Raw genomic sequence first — 16,850 nt, 5'->3', positions numbered from 1 at the left:
GTCACTTGCCTTCCTGCACGGAGACCGGATCGGTCACGCCGACCTCGGTCAGCGTCGCCCCGACAGTCGGGGTGATGACGTCGAGCACCGGCTGCGGGTAGAACCCGAGGGCCAGCACGATGACAACGAGCGGTGCCAGTACCGCGATCTCGCGCCTGTTCAGGTCGCCGATCGCGGTCTTCTTCGCCGGGTCGCCCACGGCACCCGGACCGGCAGCGGCGCCGAGGAGGGCGTCGCCGCGCAGCGGGCCGGTCATCATCCGCTGGTAGAGCCACAGCACGTAGAGCGCCGCGAGCACCATGCCGACCGTCGCGATGATCGTGTAGACCGGGCGGGTCGGGAACGAACCGATCAGCACCAGGAACTCGGAGACGAACGAGTTGGTGCCCGGCAGCGACAGCGTGGTCAGACCGGAGAGCAGCAGCATGCCGGCGAGCACCGGTGCCACCTTCGACATGCCGCCGTAGTCGGAGATCAGCGACGAACCACCGCGCGCGATCACCATGCCGATCACCAGGATCAGCATGCCGGTCGAGATCGAGTGGTTGAGCATGTACGACACCGAGCCCACGCCTGCCTGCGACGTGAACGAGAAGATGCCGAGCGCGATGAAGCCGAAGTGGGCGATCGAGACGTAGGCCAGGAACCGCTTCATGTCCCGCTGGCCCGTGGCGAGCAGCGATCCATAAAGGACACCGGCCACCGCGAGCACGAGCACGAGCGGCGCCAGGTTCTTCGACGCCGTCGGGAACATCGGCAGCAGGTAGCGCAGCATGCCGAACGTGCCGACCTTGTCCAGGATGCCGACGACGATCACCGTGACGCCGATGGGCGCCTCGGCCGCCGCGTCGGGCAGCCAGGTGTGGAACGGCACGAGCGGCGCCTTGATCGCGAACGCCAGGAAGAAGCCGAGGAACAGCCAGGTCTGCGTCGTCGCGTCGGCGTCGCTGACCACCTTCACCAGCGTGGCCCAGTCGAACGTGCCCTTGCCCAGCTCGTCCGACGCCATCGCGTAGGCGCCGATCGCGGAGGCCAGCATGATCAGGCCGCCGAGGAACGAGTACAGGAAGAACTTGACCGCCGCGTACTGCCTGCGCGCGCCGCCGTAGCCGCCGATCAGGAAGTACATCGGGATCAGCATGACCTCGAACAGCACGTAGAACAGGAAGACGTCGGTGGCGGCGAACACGCCGACCGTCACGGCCTCCTGCACCAGGATCAGCGCGAGGTACCCGCCCTGGGAGCGACCGGCCGGCAGCTTCTCCGTCCAGCCCGCCCCGATCACCAGCGGGATCAGCAGCGCGATCACCGCGATCATCACCAGCGCGATGCCGTCGATGCCGAACGACAGCCGCACGCCGAACGCCGGGATCCAGTCCACGCCCGCGGCGAGCTGGATCCGGTCACCGTCCGGCTTGTACGCGGTCCACAGCAGCACGGCGAGCACCAGCTCGACGAGCGAGAACGCCAGTGCGACGAGCTTGGCCTTCTTGTCGTCCTTGCGCAGGAACGCCACCACCAGGGCGCCGACGAGCGGCACCACCAGCAGTGCGATCAGAACCCAGGTCACGAGAACCTCACCACCAGGAGCGCCCCGAGCACGAAGATCGAGCCCAGCAGCATGGACAGTGCGTAGGAGCGGACGAACCCGGTCTGCAGCCTGCGCAACCGGCCGGAGCTACCGCCGAGCAGCGCCGCCATGCCGTTGACGGCACCGTCGACGCCCTTCAGGTCGAGGAACACCAGCGCGCGGGTGAGCCAGGTGCCCGGCCGCGCGAAGAGGGCCTCGTTGAGCGCGTTGCCGTACAGGTCCGCACGGGCGGCGCGCACCGGGAACGACACCCGCAGCGGACGCTCGACCGGCTGCTTGCCGCGAGCGAAGATCAGGAACGCGAGAGCCGCGCCGAGAACGGAGAGCCCCGCGGTCAGCAGGCCGACGGTGCCGTGCGACAGCACGCCGTGCTCTTCCTTCAACTCACCCAGTGAGGGCTCCAGCCAGCCGGCCAGACGGCCACCGGTGGAGAACCACCAGCCGCCCGCCACCGACCCGACCGCGAGGATGATCATCGGGATGGTCATCGTCAACGGCGACTCGTGCGGGTGGTAGTCGCGGCCGTCCTCGGACTTCAGGTCCTTCCAGCGGGGCTGGCCCAGGAAGACCAGAACCAGCAGGCGCGTCATGTAGAACGCGGTCAGCGCGGCACCGAGCAGCGCCACCCCGCCGAAGACATAGCCTCGCCAGCCCTCCCCGGTGAACGCCGCCGCGATGATGGCGTCCTTCGAGAAGTAACCGGAGAACGGCGGGATGCCGATCAGCGCGAGGTAGCCGAGCGCCCAGGTGACGAAGGTGATCGGCAGGTACTTCGCCAGGCCACCCATCCGCCGGATGTTGCCCTCGTCGTTCATGCCGTGCATGACCGAACCGGCACCGAGGAAGAGCCCGGCCTTGAAGAAGCCGTGCGTCAGCAGGTGCATGATGCCCAGCGCGTAACCCACCGGGCCGAGGCCCACCGCGAGGATCATGTAACCGATCTGCGAGACCGTGGAGTACGCCAGGACTTTCTTGAAGTCGTCGTAGGCGCAACCGATGATGCAACCGATCAGCAGCGTGACGCCACCGATGATCATCACGACCAGGCGGCCGTCCTCGCTCAGGTTGTAGAGCGGGTTGGACCGGGCGATCAGGTACACACCGGCGGTGACCATCGTCGCCGCGTGGATCAGAGCGGACACCGGGGTCGGACCGGCCATCGCGTCCGGCAACCAGGCCTGGAGCGGGAACTGACCGGACTTGCCGCAGGCGCCCAGGAGCAGCAGCAGCGTGATCGCGAGGACCTCGGCGGACGAGAACTCGCCGACCCGGCTGAAGACCTCGGTGTACTGCGTGGTCCCGAGCCGGTTGAACATCAGGAAGATCGCGATGGCCAGACCGAGGTCGCCGACGCGGTTCATCAGGAAGGCCTTCTTGGCCGCCGACGCCGCTTCCGGCTTGTACTGATACCAGCCGATCAGCAGGTACGAGGCGAGACCGACGCCCTCCCAGCCGAAGTACAGGGTCACGAAACCGTTGCCCAGCACCAGCAGGAGCATCGCCGCCACGAAGAGGTTGAGGTAGGCGAAGAACTTCCGCCTGCCTTCCTCGTGCGCCATGTAGCCGATCGAGTAGATGTGGATCAGCGAACCCACACCGGTGATCAGCAGCACGAACGTGAGCGACAGCGGGTCGAGCCGCAGTCCGAAGTCGACGGTCAGCGCGTTGATGTGGACCCAGTCGAACAGGTGCAGGTTCTGCACCCGCTGCTCGGGGTTCGAGATGCCGATCGTCGAGAAGAACAGCGCGAGTCCGTAGCCGAACGCGCCGATGATGGTGGCGCAGCCGAGCAGATGACCCCACTTGTCGGTGCGCTTGCCACCGACCAGCAGCACCGCCGCGCCGAACGCGGGCAGCGCCAACAACAGCCAGGCGAAGCTCGCGACCCCGCTGGCGACAACAGGTTCCGTCACCGGTGACCCCTCAGTACTTCAGCAGGTTCGAGTCGTCGACCGAGGCCGAGCGACGCGTGCGGAAGATGGACATGATGATCGCGAGGCCGACGACGACCTCCGCCGCGGCGACGACCATCACGAAGAACGCCATCACCTGACCGTCGAGCGAGCCGTTGATCCGCGCGAACGTCACCAGGGTCAGGTTGACCGCGTTGAGCATGAGCTCGACGCACATGAACACGACGATGGCGTTGCGGCGCACCAGGACACCGACGGCGCCGATGCTGAACAGCAGTGCCGACAGCAGCAGGTAGTACGTGGGAGTCACGACTCACTTCCCTTGAGCGCGTGCGCGTCGGCCTCGTGCCCGGTGCCGGCCGCCCCGGCGATGTCGTCCGACAGGGTGGACTTGTCGGTCGCCTCGATGACCTCGAACAGCGACTCCTCCGACACGCTGCCGTCGGGCAGCAGCGCGGGGGTGGCCACCGAGTTCGCGGTGGCGAAGACACCGGGACCGGGGATGGACCCGACCCGCTTGAACTCCTGGAAGCGCTCCTCGACGAGTTCCTTCTGCGTCTTCTTGGAGGGCTTCCCGTCGCGGCCCACGAACGCCAGGATCATCGCGCCGAGGGCGGCGGTGATCAGCAGCGCCGACGTGAGCTCGAACGCGAACAGGTAGTCCGTGAAGAGCTTCGTGCCGATGTTGCCGACGTTGCCGCCGTTCGTGGTGTTCGCCTCGGCGAGCCCCGCAGGCTCGACCGAGGTGAGCGCGCGGGCGACGGAACCGACCATCAGGACGGCGAACCCGATGCCGAGCAACGCGGCCGCGAGTCGTTGCCCGCGAATGACTTCGACCACGGAGTCCGAACTGTCGCGGCCGACCATCATGAGCACGAACAGGAACAGCATCATGATCGCGCCGGTGTAGACGATGATCTGAACGAAGCCGAGGAACGGCGCCTGCTGGATCATGTACAGCACACCGAGGCTGAGCATCGTCACGACGAGCCACAGCGCGGAGTGCACCGCGTTGCGCGCGAAGAGCATGCCGAGTGCGCCGGCCAGCGCGAGCGGGCCGAGCACCCAGAAGGCGATGGCCTCGCCGGTGGTGACGGTGTCGACCACCTTCTGCACTGGCTCCGGCTGCTGGGCGAGGAAGCTGACGAGAAGGCTCACTGCCCGGCCTCCTTAGCCAGCTGCGGGCCGTTCACGTAGTAGTCCTGCTCGTTGTTTCCCAACCGCATCGGGTGCGGCGGCTGCTCCATGCCGGGCAGCAGCGGAGCGAGCAGGTCCTCCTTCGTGAAGATCAGGTCCTGGCGGTTGTCGTCGGCGAGCTCGTACTCGTTCGTCATCGTGAGCGAACGGGTCGGGCACGCCTCGATGCACAGACCGCAGCCGATGCAGCGCAGGTAGTTGATCTGGTAGTCGGCGCCGTAGCGCTCACCGGGCGAGAAGCGCGCTTCCTCGGTGTTGTCGCCACCTTCGACGAAGATCGCGTCCGCCGGGCAGGCCCACGCGCACAGCTCGCAGCCGACGCACTTCTCCAGCCCGTCCGGGTGCCGGTTCAGCTGGTGACGGCCGTGGAACCGCGGCGCGGTCACCTTCTTGACCTCGGGGTACTCCTCCGTCACCACCTTCTTGAACATGGTGCCGAAGGTGACGCCGAAGCCTTTCAGGGACTCGAACATCCCTACTCAGCCTCCTTACCGGTGGTGACGGCTGCCTTGTCCTTGGGGATGTTGGCGACCTTGACCTTGCGCTTGGGCGCGGCCTTGGGGACAGCGAGATCGAGCGGCGGCACCGGGAAGCCGGAACCCGCGAGCGGAACGCCCTTGGTGTCCTGGACCTTCTTGTCCGGCAGCAGGAACGAGACCAGCAGCACGAGACCGACGACCACGCCGAGCGCGATGAGCCGCTGCGCCGTGGAGAGCTGCTGGATGGCACCGGTGCGGATGACCGCGACGGCCATGATCCAGACGAGGCTGGTCGGGACCAGCACCTTCCAGCCGAGCTTCATGAACTGGTCGTAGCGCAGGCGGGGCAGCGTGCCGCGCAGCCAGATGAAGATGAACAGGAAGAACAGCGTCTTGCCGATGAACCAGAGCAGGCCCCACCAGCCGGTGTTCATGAACTCGCCGCTCCACGGGGCGCGGTAGCCGCCGAGGAAGAGCGTGGTCGCGAGCGCCGAGACGGTGACCATGTTGACGTACTCGGCGAGGAAGAACAGCGCGAACTTCAGCGAGCTGTACTCCGTGTGGAAACCACCGACGAGCTCCGACTCGGCCTCGGGGAGGTCGAACGGCGCGCGGTTGGTCTCGCCGACCATCGACACCGCGTAGATCACGAAGCTGGGGAACAGCAGGATGCCGAACCAGCCGGGAATCACACCGCCGAGCACCATGTTCGCCTGCGCGTTGACGATGTCACCGGTCGACATCGAGCCGGTGAACATGATCACCGCGACGATCGACAGACCCATCGAGATCTCGTAGGAGATCACCTGCGCGGCCGACCGCAGGGCGCCGAGCAGCGGGTACGGCGAGCCGGAGGCCCAGCCGGACAACACGATGCCGTAGACGCCGATCGAGGAGCAGGCCAGCACCACCAGCACGCCGACCGGGAGGTCGACGAGCTGCAGCGCGGTCTGCTGGCCGAACAGGTTGACCTCACCCGCGAGCGGGATCACCGAGAACGCCAGGAACGCGGGGATGCAGGAGATCACCGGCGCGAGGAAGAACACCCACTTGTCCGCGAGGACCGGGCGGATGTCCTCCTTGAACGCGAGCTTCAGACCGTCCGCGAGCGACTGCAGCCAGCCGTTCGGGCCGACCCGGTTGGGGCCGGGGCGGTGCTGCATCCGCGCGACGACCTTGCGCTCCCAGTTGATCATGAACAGGGTCATGACCACGAGGAACGCGAAGATCCCGACGACCTTGATCAGCACCAGCCAGATCGGGTCGTCCGCGAGGAGCTTGGCGGTCTCGCCGTTGTCCGCGGCGAGGAAGAGCTGGGGCGTCATGACTTCCCTCCGCTGACGGAGACGATCGAGCCGTGGCCCGCGCCGAGCGTGGCGCGGACGGTCACGTCACCCGAGTTGGTGGGCAGCCAGATGACGCCCTCTGGCAGGTCGTCGGTCTCGACCGGGAGCGTGATCGCGCCGCGTTCGGTGGAAACCGTCACGTAGCCGCCGGTCTCCAGGCCGAACTGCTGCGCGGTGGTCTCCGCGACCTTGGCGACGACCGGGCGGGCCGTGCCGGCGAGGTGCGGTTCGTCCACCTGCAGCGAGCCGTTGCCGATCAGGCGGTGCCACGTGGCGAGCACTGCCTTGCCGGCACCGGCCGGGCTCTGCAGCGGCGCGGCGACGTTGAGCGAGGATCCGCTCGGTGCGCCTTCGCCGAGGCGGGCCAGGTCGGCGGCCGCGGCGGCGGGCGTCTGCGTGAACAGGTCCGCGTCCATCTCCACCGCGAGGGTGTCGAGCACGCGGCAGTCCGGCAGCGCGCCGGTGCCTTCCAGCGTCAGGCCGAACTCGCGGCGGCGGCCCTCCCAGTTGAGGTAGCTGCCGGACTTCTCGACCGCCGGGGCGATCGGGAGCACGACGTCGGCGTGCGCGGTGACCGCGCTCGGCCGCAGCTCCAGGCTCACGACGAAGCCGACCATGCCCAGTGCCCGTTCCGCGAGCGCGGGATCCGGCAGGTCGAACGGGTCGACGCCACCGATCACCAGGCCGGACAGACCGCCACTGGCGGCCGCGATGAGGATTCCATTGGTGTCGCGGCCGGGCGTCGCGGGCAGCGAGCCCTCCTCGACACCCCAGGTCCGCTCGACCTCGGTGCGCGCGGAGGCGTTCGCGACGTGGCGGCCACCGGGCAGCAGGTTCGGCACCGCACCGACCGCGAGCGCACCGCGCTCACCGGCACGGCGCGGGATCCACGCGACCTTGGCTCCGGTGCGCTCGGCCAGTCGCGTGACCGCGGTGAACGCGCCGGGGATCTCGGCGGCGCGCTCGCCGACGAGGATCACCGCACCGGGCTTGCTCAGCAGCTCCACGACATCGGAAGCGTGCTCCGCCAACGCGTTCAGCGCGTTCGCCTCAGCACCGGGCACGCAGGCGAGCAGCGTGCCGAGCGTCTTCTCGACGGCCGGGGTGGTGAACTGGCCGAGGTGGAAGACCTTGGTCTTGCCGGTGCGAGCGGCCTTGCGCAGGCGCAGGAAGACGATCGGCGCTTCCTCTTCCGGCTCGAAGGCGACCAGCAGCGCGGCCGGTGCGGATTCGATGCCCTGGAAGGTGACGCCGTTGTCCGGGTTCGTGAACACCGCGGTGCTCGACAGGAACTCCAGCTCCTCGGCGCTGTGCGGCCGAGCGCGGAAGTCGATGTCGTTGGTGTGCAACGCGATCCGGGCGAACTTCGAGTACGCGTAGGCGTCCTCGACGGTCAGCCGGCCACCGGTCAGCACGCCGACGCCGTTCGCGTCACGGGCCGCCGTCAGACCTGCCGCCGCGACCTGCAGCGCCTCGGTCCACGACGACTCGCGCAGCTCACCGGTCTCGGCGTCGCGGACCAGCGGCCGCTTGATGCGGTCACCGGTCGTGGCGTAGCGGAAGGCGAACCGGCCCTTGTCGCAGATCCACTCCTCGTTGACCTGCGGGTCGTCGCTGGCGAGCTTGCGCTGCACCTTGCCGCGCCGCCAGTCGGTGCGCTCGGCACAACCCGACGAGCAGTGCTCGCAGACGCTCGGCGTCGACACGAGGTCGAACGGCCGGGCGCGGAACCGGTAGGCAGCGCTCGTCAAAGCACCGACCGGGCAGATCTGGATGGTGTTGCCGGAGAAGTACGACTGGAACGGCTTGTCCTGCGCCACACCGATCTGCTGCTGCGAGCCGCGCTCCAGCAGTTCGATGAACGGGTCTCCGGCGATCTGCGCGGAGAACCGGGTGCAGCGCTGGCAGAGCACACAACGCTCGCGGTCGAGCAACACCTGCGTGGAGATGTTGATCGGCTTCGGGAACGTCCGCTTGTGCTCGTGGAAGCGGGAGTCGCTGCGGCCGTGGGCGATCGCCTGGTTCTGCAGCGGGCACTCACCACCCTTGTCGCAGATCGGGCAGTCCAGCGGGTGGTTGATGAGCAGCAGCTCCATCACACCCTGCTGGGCCTTGTCCGCGACCGGCGAGGTCAGCTGGGTCTTCACGACCATGCCGTCCGCGACCGTCATCGTGCAGGAGGCCTGCGGCTTCGGCATCGGCCGGCCGCCCATCTCGACCTCGACGAGGCACTGGCGGCAGGCGCCCGCGGGCTCCAGCAGCGGGTGGTCGCAGAAGCGCGGGATCACGGTGCCGAGTCGTTCCGCGGTGCGGATCAGCAGCTCACCCTTCGGCGCGATGACCTCCACGCCGTCGATGACCAGCTTCACGTGTCCTTCTGGGACAACGACTTCAGCGGTGGGCTTGTCGGGGGCGATGGTCATGCGTTCGCTCCAGCCAGGACCTTGGAGTTCGTGTCGCACAGGGCGAGGAACTCGTCCTTGAAGTACTTGATGCCACTGGTGATCGGGCTGACGGCACCGTCACCGAGCGCGCAGAACGAGCGGCCGAGGATGTTGTCGCAGACGTCGAGCAACGTGTCGATGTCGCTCGCCGTGCCGTTGCCCGCCACCATCCGCTGCAGGATCTGCACGAGCCAGTACGTGCCCTCGCGGCACGGCGTGCACTTGCCGCACGACTCGTGCTTGTAGAACTCCGTCCACTTCATGACGGCCCACGGCACGGACACGGTCTCGTTGAAGATCTGCAGCGCCGTCGTGCCGAGCATCGAACCGGCCTCGGCGGCACCTTCGAAGTCCAGCGGCACGTCGAGGTGCTCCGCGGTGAACAGCGGGGTGGACGAGCCACCCGGCGTCCAGAACTTCAGCGGGATGCCGTCCTTCATGCCACCGGCCATGTCCAGCAGCTCGCGCAACGTGGTGCCCATCGGCGCCTCGTACTGGCCGGGGTTCGTGACGTGACCGGACAGCGAGTAGATCTTCGGACCGGGTGAGCGGTCGCGGCCCATCTCGCGGAACCAGTCCGAGCCGCCGTTCACGATGAACGGCACGGACGCGATCGTCTCGACGTTGTTCACCACGGTGGGCGAGGCGTACAGGCCCGAGGTCGCGGGGAACGGCGGCTTGAGCCGCGGCTGGCCACGACGGCCCTCCAGCGAGTCGAGCAGTGCCGTCTCCTCACCGCAGATGTACGCGCCGGCGCCCGCGTGGATCACCACGTCGAGGTCGAAGCCGCTGCCGAGGATGTCCTTGCCCAGGTAGCCCTTGGCGTACGCCTCGCGCACGGCGGCGTTGAGGCGGCGGATGCAGTGCAGGACCTCGCCGCGGACGTAGATCGCGGCGAAGTTCGCGCGGATCGCGTACGCCGTGATGATCACGCCCTCGATCAGCGAGTGCGGGTCCGCCATCATCAGCGGGATGTCCTTGCAGGTGCCCGGTTCGCCCTCGTCGGCGTTGATGACGAGGTAGTGCGGCTTGCCGTCGCCCTGCGGGATGAAGCCCCACTTCATGCCGGTGGGGAAGCCCGCACCGCCGCGGCCGCGCAGCCCGGAGTCCTTGCACTGCTGGATGAGCTGGTCCGGGTGGGCCTTGAGCGCCTTGGGCAGCGCGGTGTAGCCACCGACGCGCTCGTAGGTCTCGATCGTCCAGGACCTGGGCTCGGTCCAGCTCTTGGTGAGAACGGGAGTCAGCGGGTTTGCCATCGGTTCCCCCTACTTCTTTTCCGGCAGTGCGGGGAACTCGGCGTCGGCCGGCATCTTCGGCGCGTCCCAGCCGCGGTCCTTCGCGATCTGGGCGCCCCGCAGGGTTTCCGGTGCCGCCGACGGTCCGTCGAGGTCCGCGTCGCGGCCCTCGAAGAACCCGGCGAGCTGCAGTTCCGCCTGCTTGAAATCGGTGAGCGGGGCGCCGCGCGTGGGGGCGGGCTTCTCCCCCGACTGCAACGCCTTCACGAGTCCCAGCGCCTTGTCCGGCGTCTGGTTGTCGTAGAACTCGTAGTTCACCTGGAGAACCGGGCCGAGGTCGCACGCGGCGAGGCACTCGGCGTGCTCCAGGGTGATCGAGCCCGGCGTGCCCGGCTCGCCCGCGGTCTCCTCGTGGCCCACGCCGAGGTGGTCCTTGAGGGTCTTGTAGATGTCGTCGCCGCCGAGAGCCGCGCACAGCGTGTTGGTGCACACGCTGACCAGGTGCTCACCGCACGGGCGGCGCTTGTACATCGTGTAGAACGTCGCGACCGCGCTGACCTCGGCCTCGCTCAGGTCGAGCTGCCCGGCGCAGAACCGGATGCCCTCCTGCGAGACGTAGCCCTCGACCGACTGCACCAGGTGCAGCATCGGCAGCAGGGCGCTGCGGGCCTGCGGGTAGCGGGCGATGATCGCCTGCGCGCGGTCCGCAGTGGACTGGTCGAAGGTCTGTTCTGGCGCTTGAGTCATCGGTCGCAACCACCCATCACCGGGTCGATCGAGGCGACGGACGCGATCACGTCGGCGACCATGCCGCCTTCGCACATCGCGGGCATCGACTGGAGGTTCACGAAGCTGGGCTCGCGCAGGTGCACGCGCATCGGGCGGGTGCCACCGTCGGACACGACGTGGTAGCCCAGCTCGCCGCGCGGCGACTCGACCGGCACGTACACCTGGCCGGACGGCACCTTGAAGCCCTCGGTCACCAGCTTGAAGTGGTGGATCAGGGACTCCATCGACTGGCCCATGATCTTGCGGACGTGCTCGAGCGAGTTGCCCATGCCGTCGCTGCCGATCGTGAGCTGCGCGGGCCACGCGATCTTGGCGTCCTCGACCATCACCGGACCGGTCGGCAGGCTCTTCACGACCTGCTTGATGATCTTCAGCGACTGGTGCATCTCCTCCAGCCGCAACAGGTACCGCGCGAAGCAGTCCGCCGCGTTGGAGGTCGGCACGTCGAAGGCGTAGTTCTCGTAGCCGCTGTACGGCTCGATCTTGCGCAGGTCCCAGGCGAGGCCGGCGGAGCGCAGGATCGGGCCGGTGATGCCGAGCGCGAGGCACGCGTCGACGGGCAGGTAGCCCACGTCCGCGAGGCGGTTGCGCCAGATCGGCTGGCCGGTGAGCAGCTTGTCGTAGTCCGGGAGCCGCTTCTCCATGATCTTGACGAACGCGTTGATCTTCTCGATCCCGTCCGCCGGCAGGTCCTGTGCGAGGCCGCCGGGGCGGATGAACGCGTGGTTCATCCGCAGACCCGTGAGGTGCTCCAGCAGGTGCAGCGCCTCTTCGCGCTCGCGGAAGCCGGAGGTCATGCCGGTCAGCGCGCCGAGCTCCATGCCGCCGGTGGCGAGCGCGACGAGGTGCGAGCTGATCCGGTTGATCTCCATCAGCAGCACGCGGATGGCCTGCGCCTTGTCCGGCACCGTGACGCCGAGCAGCTTCTCGACCGACATGCAGTACGCGGCCTCGTGGTGCAGCGGCGCCAGGTAGTCGGTGCGGGTGATGAAGGTGACGCCCTGCACCCAGTTGCGGTACTCGAGGTTCTTCTCGATGCCGGTGTGCAGGTAGCCGATGACGCTGCGGGCGTGCGTGACGGTCTCGCCCTCGAGCTCCAGGACCAGGCGGAGCACGCCGTGCGTCGACGGGTGCTGCGGGCCGAGGTTCATGACGATGCGCTCGTCGTGGACGGCGTCCGCGAGCACCTCGTCCCAGTCGCCGCCGGTCACCGTGTAGACGGTGCCCTCGGTGGTCTTCCGGGAGTCGGCGATCTCGGGAGTCTCTTTGGTCTCGACGCTGTCGCTGCCGGGACCGCTCGTGTCGGTGCCGGTGGTGACGTCGGAAAGTCGCTCGGTCATGAGTAGGACCGCCTCTGGTCCGGCGGAGGAATCTCCGCGCCCTTGTACTCGACCGGAATGCCGCCCAGCGGGTAGTCCTTGCGCTGCGGGTGGCCGTCCCAGTCGTCCGGCATGAGGATGCGGGTCAGTCCGGGGTGACCGTCGTAGATGATCCCGAACATGTCCCAGGTCTCGCGCTCCTGCCAGTCCGCCGTCGGGTAGACCTCGACGAGGCTCGGCACGTGCGGGCTCTCGACGTCGACCGCGACCTCCAGCCGGATGCGGCGGCGGTACGTCATCGACGTCAGGTGCGTGACCGAGTGCAGGCGCTGCGGCACGTCCGCGCCGTAGTCGACACCGGACACCGAGCTGCAGAGCTCGAAGCGCAGCGACGGGGTGTCGCGGCAGATGCGCGCGACCTCCAGCAACGTCTCCGGCTTGAGGTAGAAGGTGATCTCGCCGCGGTCGACGGTCACCTGCTGCACGGTGTCGGCGGGCAGGCCCTTGTCGCTGATCGCGGCGAACAGCTCGTCGGCGACCTCGTCGAACCAGCCGCCGAACGGGCGCTCGGCGGGCGCGGCGACGTGGGCGGGCAGGCGCAGGCCGCCGAAGCCCGACGTGTCACCGGAGCCGGAGACGCCGAAGAGGCCCTTGCGCTCCTTGCCCGCGAAGATCGGCGCTTTGGCCTCTGCCCCGTTGGTCTTCTCGAGGCCCTCGACAGCGCGGTCGGCGCTGGAGTGCTCTCCCCCTGGCTCGGTCACTTCTTCCTCGCAAAACGCTCGGAGGACGGGATGAGATCGGTGTGGTAGCCCGAGTCGGCGAGTGCCTTGGCGCGCACGGCGCCCAGCGGCTCGTCCATGATCTTGGCGTGGATCTTGAGGATCGCGTCCATCAGCATCTCCGGCCGCGGCGGGCAGCCCGGCAGGTACATGTCGACGGGCACGACGTGGTCGACGCCCTGCACCACCGCGTAGTTGTTGAACATGCCACCGGTCGACGCGCAGACGCCCATGGCCAGCACCCAGCGGGGCTCGGGCATCTGGTCGTAGATCTGCCGCAGCACCGGCGCCATCTTGTTGGTGACGCGGCCCGCGACGATCATCAGGTCGGCCTGGCGGGGTGACGCGCGGAAGACCTCCATGCCGAAGCGGGCGAGGTCGTAGCGCGGACCACCGGTCGTCATCATCTCGATGGCGCAGCAGGCCAGGCCGAAGGTGGCAGGCCACAGCGAGGACTTGCGGGTCCAGTTGACCAGCTTCTCGACGCTGACCAGCAGGATGCCGTTCGGGAGCTTCTCCTCGAGACCCATGACTTCCTCAGTTCCAGTCGAGGCCGCCGCGACGCCACACGTAGACGTACGCGAAGCCGAGCGTGGCGACGAACAGGACGATCTCCACCAGCCCGAACAGCCCGAGCTTGTCGGCAGCGACGGCGAACGGGTAGAGGAAGACCATTTCGATGTCGAACAAGATGAAGAGCATCGCCGTCAGGTAGTAGGCGACGGGCATGCGCCCACCACCCACGACCGGCTGCGGGCTCGGCTCGATGCCGCACTCGTAGGCGTCGAGCTTCGCCCGGTTGTAGCGGCGGGGTCCGATGTAGGGCGCTGCGGTCACCGAGAACAGCGCGAACGCCCCGGCGAGCGCGAACATCAATACGAGGGGGAGGTAAGGGTCCAGCACGCTCCGTCGTCCTTTCCTCGCGGTCGAGGCGCACCCTATGGGTGTAGTTCTTCGCCCGGTTTGTTAGGCGGACCTAACAAACCGCTTGTGAAACAGTTCACAAGCTTGTTCACACTGTTGTGAAGTGATTCACAAGGTCGATGGCCAGTGTAGAACGCCTGTAAATGACCTAGGTCACAGGGTCTGACCTGGGGCTTTAACTTGCCCGACACATGCGAAACGGCACCGGCTCGTATTGAGCCGGTGCCGTCACCTATTCGGAGTAATTTACGCCGTCGGCGCAAGCTTCGTGGCAGCCACGATCAGGCGGTCCATTGCGTCGCCGTCCTTGGGGTCGTAGAGGCCCGCGAGCAGCTTGAGCACGAGTTTCATCAGGCGTTTGCGCGGCATTCCGTACTTCGTTGCGGTCCGCATGACCGCCGGATTCCCGATGAGCTTCGAGAAGACGTTGCCGAGCCGGTAGTAACTGCCGAGCGCCTGTTCGATGCGGACCGGGTAGCCGTGCAGCGCGCGTTCACGGTTGACGCCCGTCCGCGCGAGGGCCTGGACGACACTCTCGGACGCGATCTTGGCCGACTCCATGGCGTAGCCGATGCCCTCACCGTTGAACGGGTTGACCATGCCGCCGGCGTCGCCGACGAGGATCAGGCCGTTCTGGTAGTGCGGCTTGCGGTTGAGGCCCATGGGGAGCGCGGCGCCGCCGATGCGGCTCGTAGCGTTCTCCTCGCGGAAGCCCCACTCCTCCGGCGTGCCGTCGAGCCAGGAGCGCAGCAGCTGGCGGTAGTCCGTGGTGCCGTAAGCCTTCGACGTGCTGAGGATGCCGAGACCGACGTTCACGCTGCCGTCGCCCATGCCGAAGATCCAGCCGTAGCCGGGCAGCAGCTGGCCGTCCGGGGCCCACAGCTCCAGGTGCGACTCGAGGTAGTCGTCCTTGGTGCGCGGGCTCGCGTAGTAGCGGCGGACCGCGACGCCCATCGGCTTGTTGTCGTCCTTCTGCAGACCGGCGCTGATCGCGAGCCTCGCACTCACCCCGTCGCACGCCACCGTGATCGGCGCGCGGTACGTGACCGGGTTCTTTTCCGGTCCCTGCTTGGCTTCGACGCCGACGACGCGGCCGTTCTCGATGATGGCCTTGGTGACCGTGGTGTTCTCGTGCATGCGCGCGCCTGCTTGTTTGGCGGCGTTCGCGAGCATCTCGTCGAAGTCCATGCGCGGGCGGACCACGCCGTAGTTGGGGAACGTGGCCAGCTCGGGCCAGTCGAGCTCCATCGTCACGCCGCCGCCGACGACCCGCAGCCCCTTGTTGTGGAGCCAGCCGTTCTCTTCGCGGGTGTCGATGCCGAGGTCGATCAGCTGCTTGACGCCGCGCGGCGTGAGGCCGTCACCGCAGACCTTCTCGCGGGGAAAGGAGCTCTTCTCGAGGAGGAGCACGTCGAGACCCGCCCTGGCGAGGTAGGTCGCCGCGGTCGAGCCCGCCGGTCCCGCCCCCACGACGATGACGTCGGCGTCCTCGTTGATCCCACGCCTGCTCATCCAGACTCCCTACCTGATACCCGGTCACACAGCTCACTCGCGACTCTAACCGGCACTACCTGAGACCCCCCTCGCCCACTCCTGCTGCCGTGGGAACGCAGGGGCCCTGCGTTCCCCCTAGGGAAACGCAGGACTCCCGCGTGACTCTGAAGATCTCGAGTTGTCCACATGTCGATCATGAGGTGGTTGCTGTCAGCTGATATCTGCCCATCATTGGGCGAGTGGCGAAATGGACCCGAGCTGACTACGGACTGCTGGCCGACTTGTTCGAGGACGGCGTCGCAGCTCGCCGTGAACTGCTCAAACTCGGGCTCTCGGGAAAGGTGATGGCACTCAAGTGCCGACCGGGAGGCGATTGGACGCGGTTGTTCCTCGGTGTCTACCTGCTGACGGGCGGAACTCCTGATCGAAGACAGCTCGTCCGAGGAGCGTTGTTGCGGTCAGGTCCGCTCACGTACCTGACCGGTCTGGAAGCTGCGCGGCGGCATGGTGTGCGACGAGTTCCTGATGACCAACGCATCCATGTCCTGGTGCCTCACGGGCGAGGCCTCGCGAGCCAGGGCCCTCTTCTCGTCGAGCGGACCAACCGGTCATGGTCAGGCACATTGCGCGACGGTTTCCCCGTGGTCGATCTCGCTCGTGCTCTGATCGACGCCGCGCGTCGAGAAGCTCGCTTCGACGTCGTGCGAGCGATGATCGCCGATGCTGTGCAGCGGCAACTGTGCTCCCCGAAGGCGTTGGCATCCGAGCTTCGGAACCTCCATCTCGGTGGCACCGCCCTACCCCGAGCAGTACTGGACGAGATATCGGACGGAGTCCGCTCCGCAGCTGAGGCTTGGGCACGATCGCTTGTCGGTCGCTCCTCGCTGCCGTCGCCCCTGCACAACGTGCTGATCCGCTCCTCACGTGGCCGACAACTCGCAATCGTGGACGGCTGGTGGGACGACGTGGGGCTGGCATGGCAGATCGACTCGAAAGAATTCCACATGTCTCCCGACGACTACGCCCACACGATGGCTCAGCATTCAGTTCTGTTGGCGCACGGCGTGATGACCGTGCACACCGTTCCGTCGCGACTCAAAGCCGACCCCAACGCCGTACTTGAAGAACTCGTCGGCGCATACCGTTCAGCTGCGACACGCCCGCGACCCAACGTCACGGCGACACTCTGGCGGCCCGTCTGACGGGAACGCGGGGGCCCCGCGTTCCCGTCAGGGGAACATAGGGCCCCCGCGTTCCCTGAGAGGCAGGGTCAGGGTGCCGCTACCGGATGCTGGTGACCATCCGCGAGTTCTGCTCGCAGCACAAGCGCGTCGACGCCG

Annotated in this window: 15 protein-coding genes; 1 reads left to right on the top strand and 14 read right to left on the bottom strand. The window is 67.6% G+C overall.

The features are described from left to right. Position 1: 1 nt before the first annotated feature. From ABZX92_RS04035 to ABZX92_RS03970, 14 genes are all read right to left on the bottom strand, one after another. A complete protein-coding gene (locus ABZX92_RS04035; RefSeq protein ID WP_355553693.1) occupies positions 2-1,570 on the bottom strand; it encodes an NADH-quinone oxidoreductase subunit M in 1,569 nt (522 codons plus the stop codon). Next, complete coding sequence (gene nuoL, locus ABZX92_RS04030) at positions 1,567-3,504, bottom strand: NADH-quinone oxidoreductase subunit L (RefSeq protein ID WP_355553690.1); 1,938 nt, start codon at positions 3,502-3,504, stop codon at positions 1,567-1,569. The genes ABZX92_RS04035 and nuoL overlap by 4 nt, the downstream gene beginning before the upstream one ends. Before the next feature lie 10 nt (positions 3,505-3,514). Continuing rightward, positions 3,515-3,814 (bottom strand): NADH-quinone oxidoreductase subunit NuoK, encoded by a 300-nt coding sequence (gene nuoK, locus ABZX92_RS04025; RefSeq protein WP_109628915.1) that lies wholly within the window; start codon positions 3,812-3,814, stop codon positions 3,515-3,517. Beyond that, complete coding sequence (locus ABZX92_RS04020) at positions 3,811-4,620, bottom strand: NADH-quinone oxidoreductase subunit J (RefSeq protein ID WP_355553940.1); 810 nt, start codon at positions 4,618-4,620, stop codon at positions 3,811-3,813. The genes nuoK and ABZX92_RS04020 overlap by 4 nt, the downstream gene beginning before the upstream one ends. 38 nt (positions 4,621-4,658) lie before the next feature. Then, entirely contained in the window at positions 4,659-5,174 is a 516-nt protein-coding gene (gene nuoI / locus ABZX92_RS04015) for an NADH-quinone oxidoreductase subunit NuoI (RefSeq protein ID WP_355553687.1), read from the bottom strand. A gap of 2 nt (positions 5,175-5,176) precedes the next feature. Beyond that, entirely contained in the window at positions 5,177-6,505 is a 1,329-nt protein-coding gene (gene nuoH / locus ABZX92_RS04010; RefSeq protein WP_355553684.1) for an NADH-quinone oxidoreductase subunit NuoH, read from the bottom strand. After that, on the bottom strand, positions 6,502-8,949 hold the full coding sequence (locus ABZX92_RS04005; protein WP_355553682.1) for an NADH-quinone oxidoreductase subunit G: 2,448 nt from the start codon (positions 8,947-8,949) through the stop codon (positions 6,502-6,504). Before ABZX92_RS04005 ends, nuoH begins: the two co-directional genes overlap by 4 nt. Beyond that, positions 8,946-10,226, bottom strand: coding sequence for an NADH-quinone oxidoreductase subunit NuoF (gene nuoF / locus ABZX92_RS04000; RefSeq protein ID WP_355553679.1), 1,281 nt, complete (start codon positions 10,224-10,226; stop codon positions 8,946-8,948). Before nuoF ends, ABZX92_RS04005 begins: the two co-directional genes overlap by 4 nt. A gap of 9 nt (positions 10,227-10,235) precedes the next feature. Continuing rightward, the gene (gene nuoE / locus ABZX92_RS03995) at positions 10,236-10,952 is read right to left on the bottom strand and encodes an NADH-quinone oxidoreductase subunit NuoE (protein WP_355553677.1); all 717 of its coding nucleotides are present in this window, start codon (positions 10,950-10,952) and stop codon (positions 10,236-10,238) included. Continuing rightward, positions 10,949-12,334 (bottom strand): NADH-quinone oxidoreductase subunit D, encoded by a 1,386-nt coding sequence (locus ABZX92_RS03990; RefSeq protein ID WP_355553674.1) that lies wholly within the window; start codon positions 12,332-12,334, stop codon positions 10,949-10,951. Before ABZX92_RS03990 ends, nuoE begins: the two co-directional genes overlap by 4 nt. After that, a complete protein-coding gene (locus ABZX92_RS03985; protein WP_355553671.1) occupies positions 12,331-13,074 on the bottom strand; it encodes an NADH-quinone oxidoreductase subunit C in 744 nt (247 codons plus the stop codon). The genes ABZX92_RS03990 and ABZX92_RS03985 overlap by 4 nt, the downstream gene beginning before the upstream one ends. Next, positions 13,071-13,622 carry an NADH-quinone oxidoreductase subunit B family protein gene (locus ABZX92_RS03980; protein WP_355553668.1) on the bottom strand — a complete coding sequence of 184 codons (552 nt, stop codon included), beginning with the start codon at positions 13,620-13,622 and terminating at the stop codon, positions 13,071-13,073. Before ABZX92_RS03980 ends, ABZX92_RS03985 begins: the two co-directional genes overlap by 4 nt. Before the next feature lie 7 nt (positions 13,623-13,629). Further along, positions 13,630-13,995: an NADH-quinone oxidoreductase subunit A gene (locus tag ABZX92_RS03975; RefSeq protein ID WP_045309716.1), complete on the bottom strand. Its 366-nt coding sequence runs from the start codon at positions 13,993-13,995 to the stop codon at positions 13,630-13,632. Between the two features lie 267 nt (positions 13,996-14,262). Further along, positions 14,263-15,528, bottom strand: a complete 1,266-nt coding sequence (locus tag ABZX92_RS03970; RefSeq protein WP_355553665.1) for a geranylgeranyl reductase family protein — start codon at positions 15,526-15,528, stop codon at positions 14,263-14,265. A gap of 221 nt (positions 15,529-15,749) precedes the next feature. On the opposite strand from ABZX92_RS03970, the gene ABZX92_RS03965 reads away from it, so the two are divergent. After that, entirely contained in the window at positions 15,750-16,712 is a 963-nt protein-coding gene (locus ABZX92_RS03965; protein ID WP_355553663.1) for a hypothetical protein, read from the top strand. Positions 16,713-16,850 lie beyond the last annotated feature (138 nt).

This window comes from Lentzea sp. NPDC006480, assembly GCF_040611995.1.
Classification (GTDB): Bacteria; Actinomycetota; Actinomycetes; order Mycobacteriales; family Pseudonocardiaceae; genus Lentzea.
This window is presented reverse-complemented; position numbering and strand designations above follow the sequence as displayed.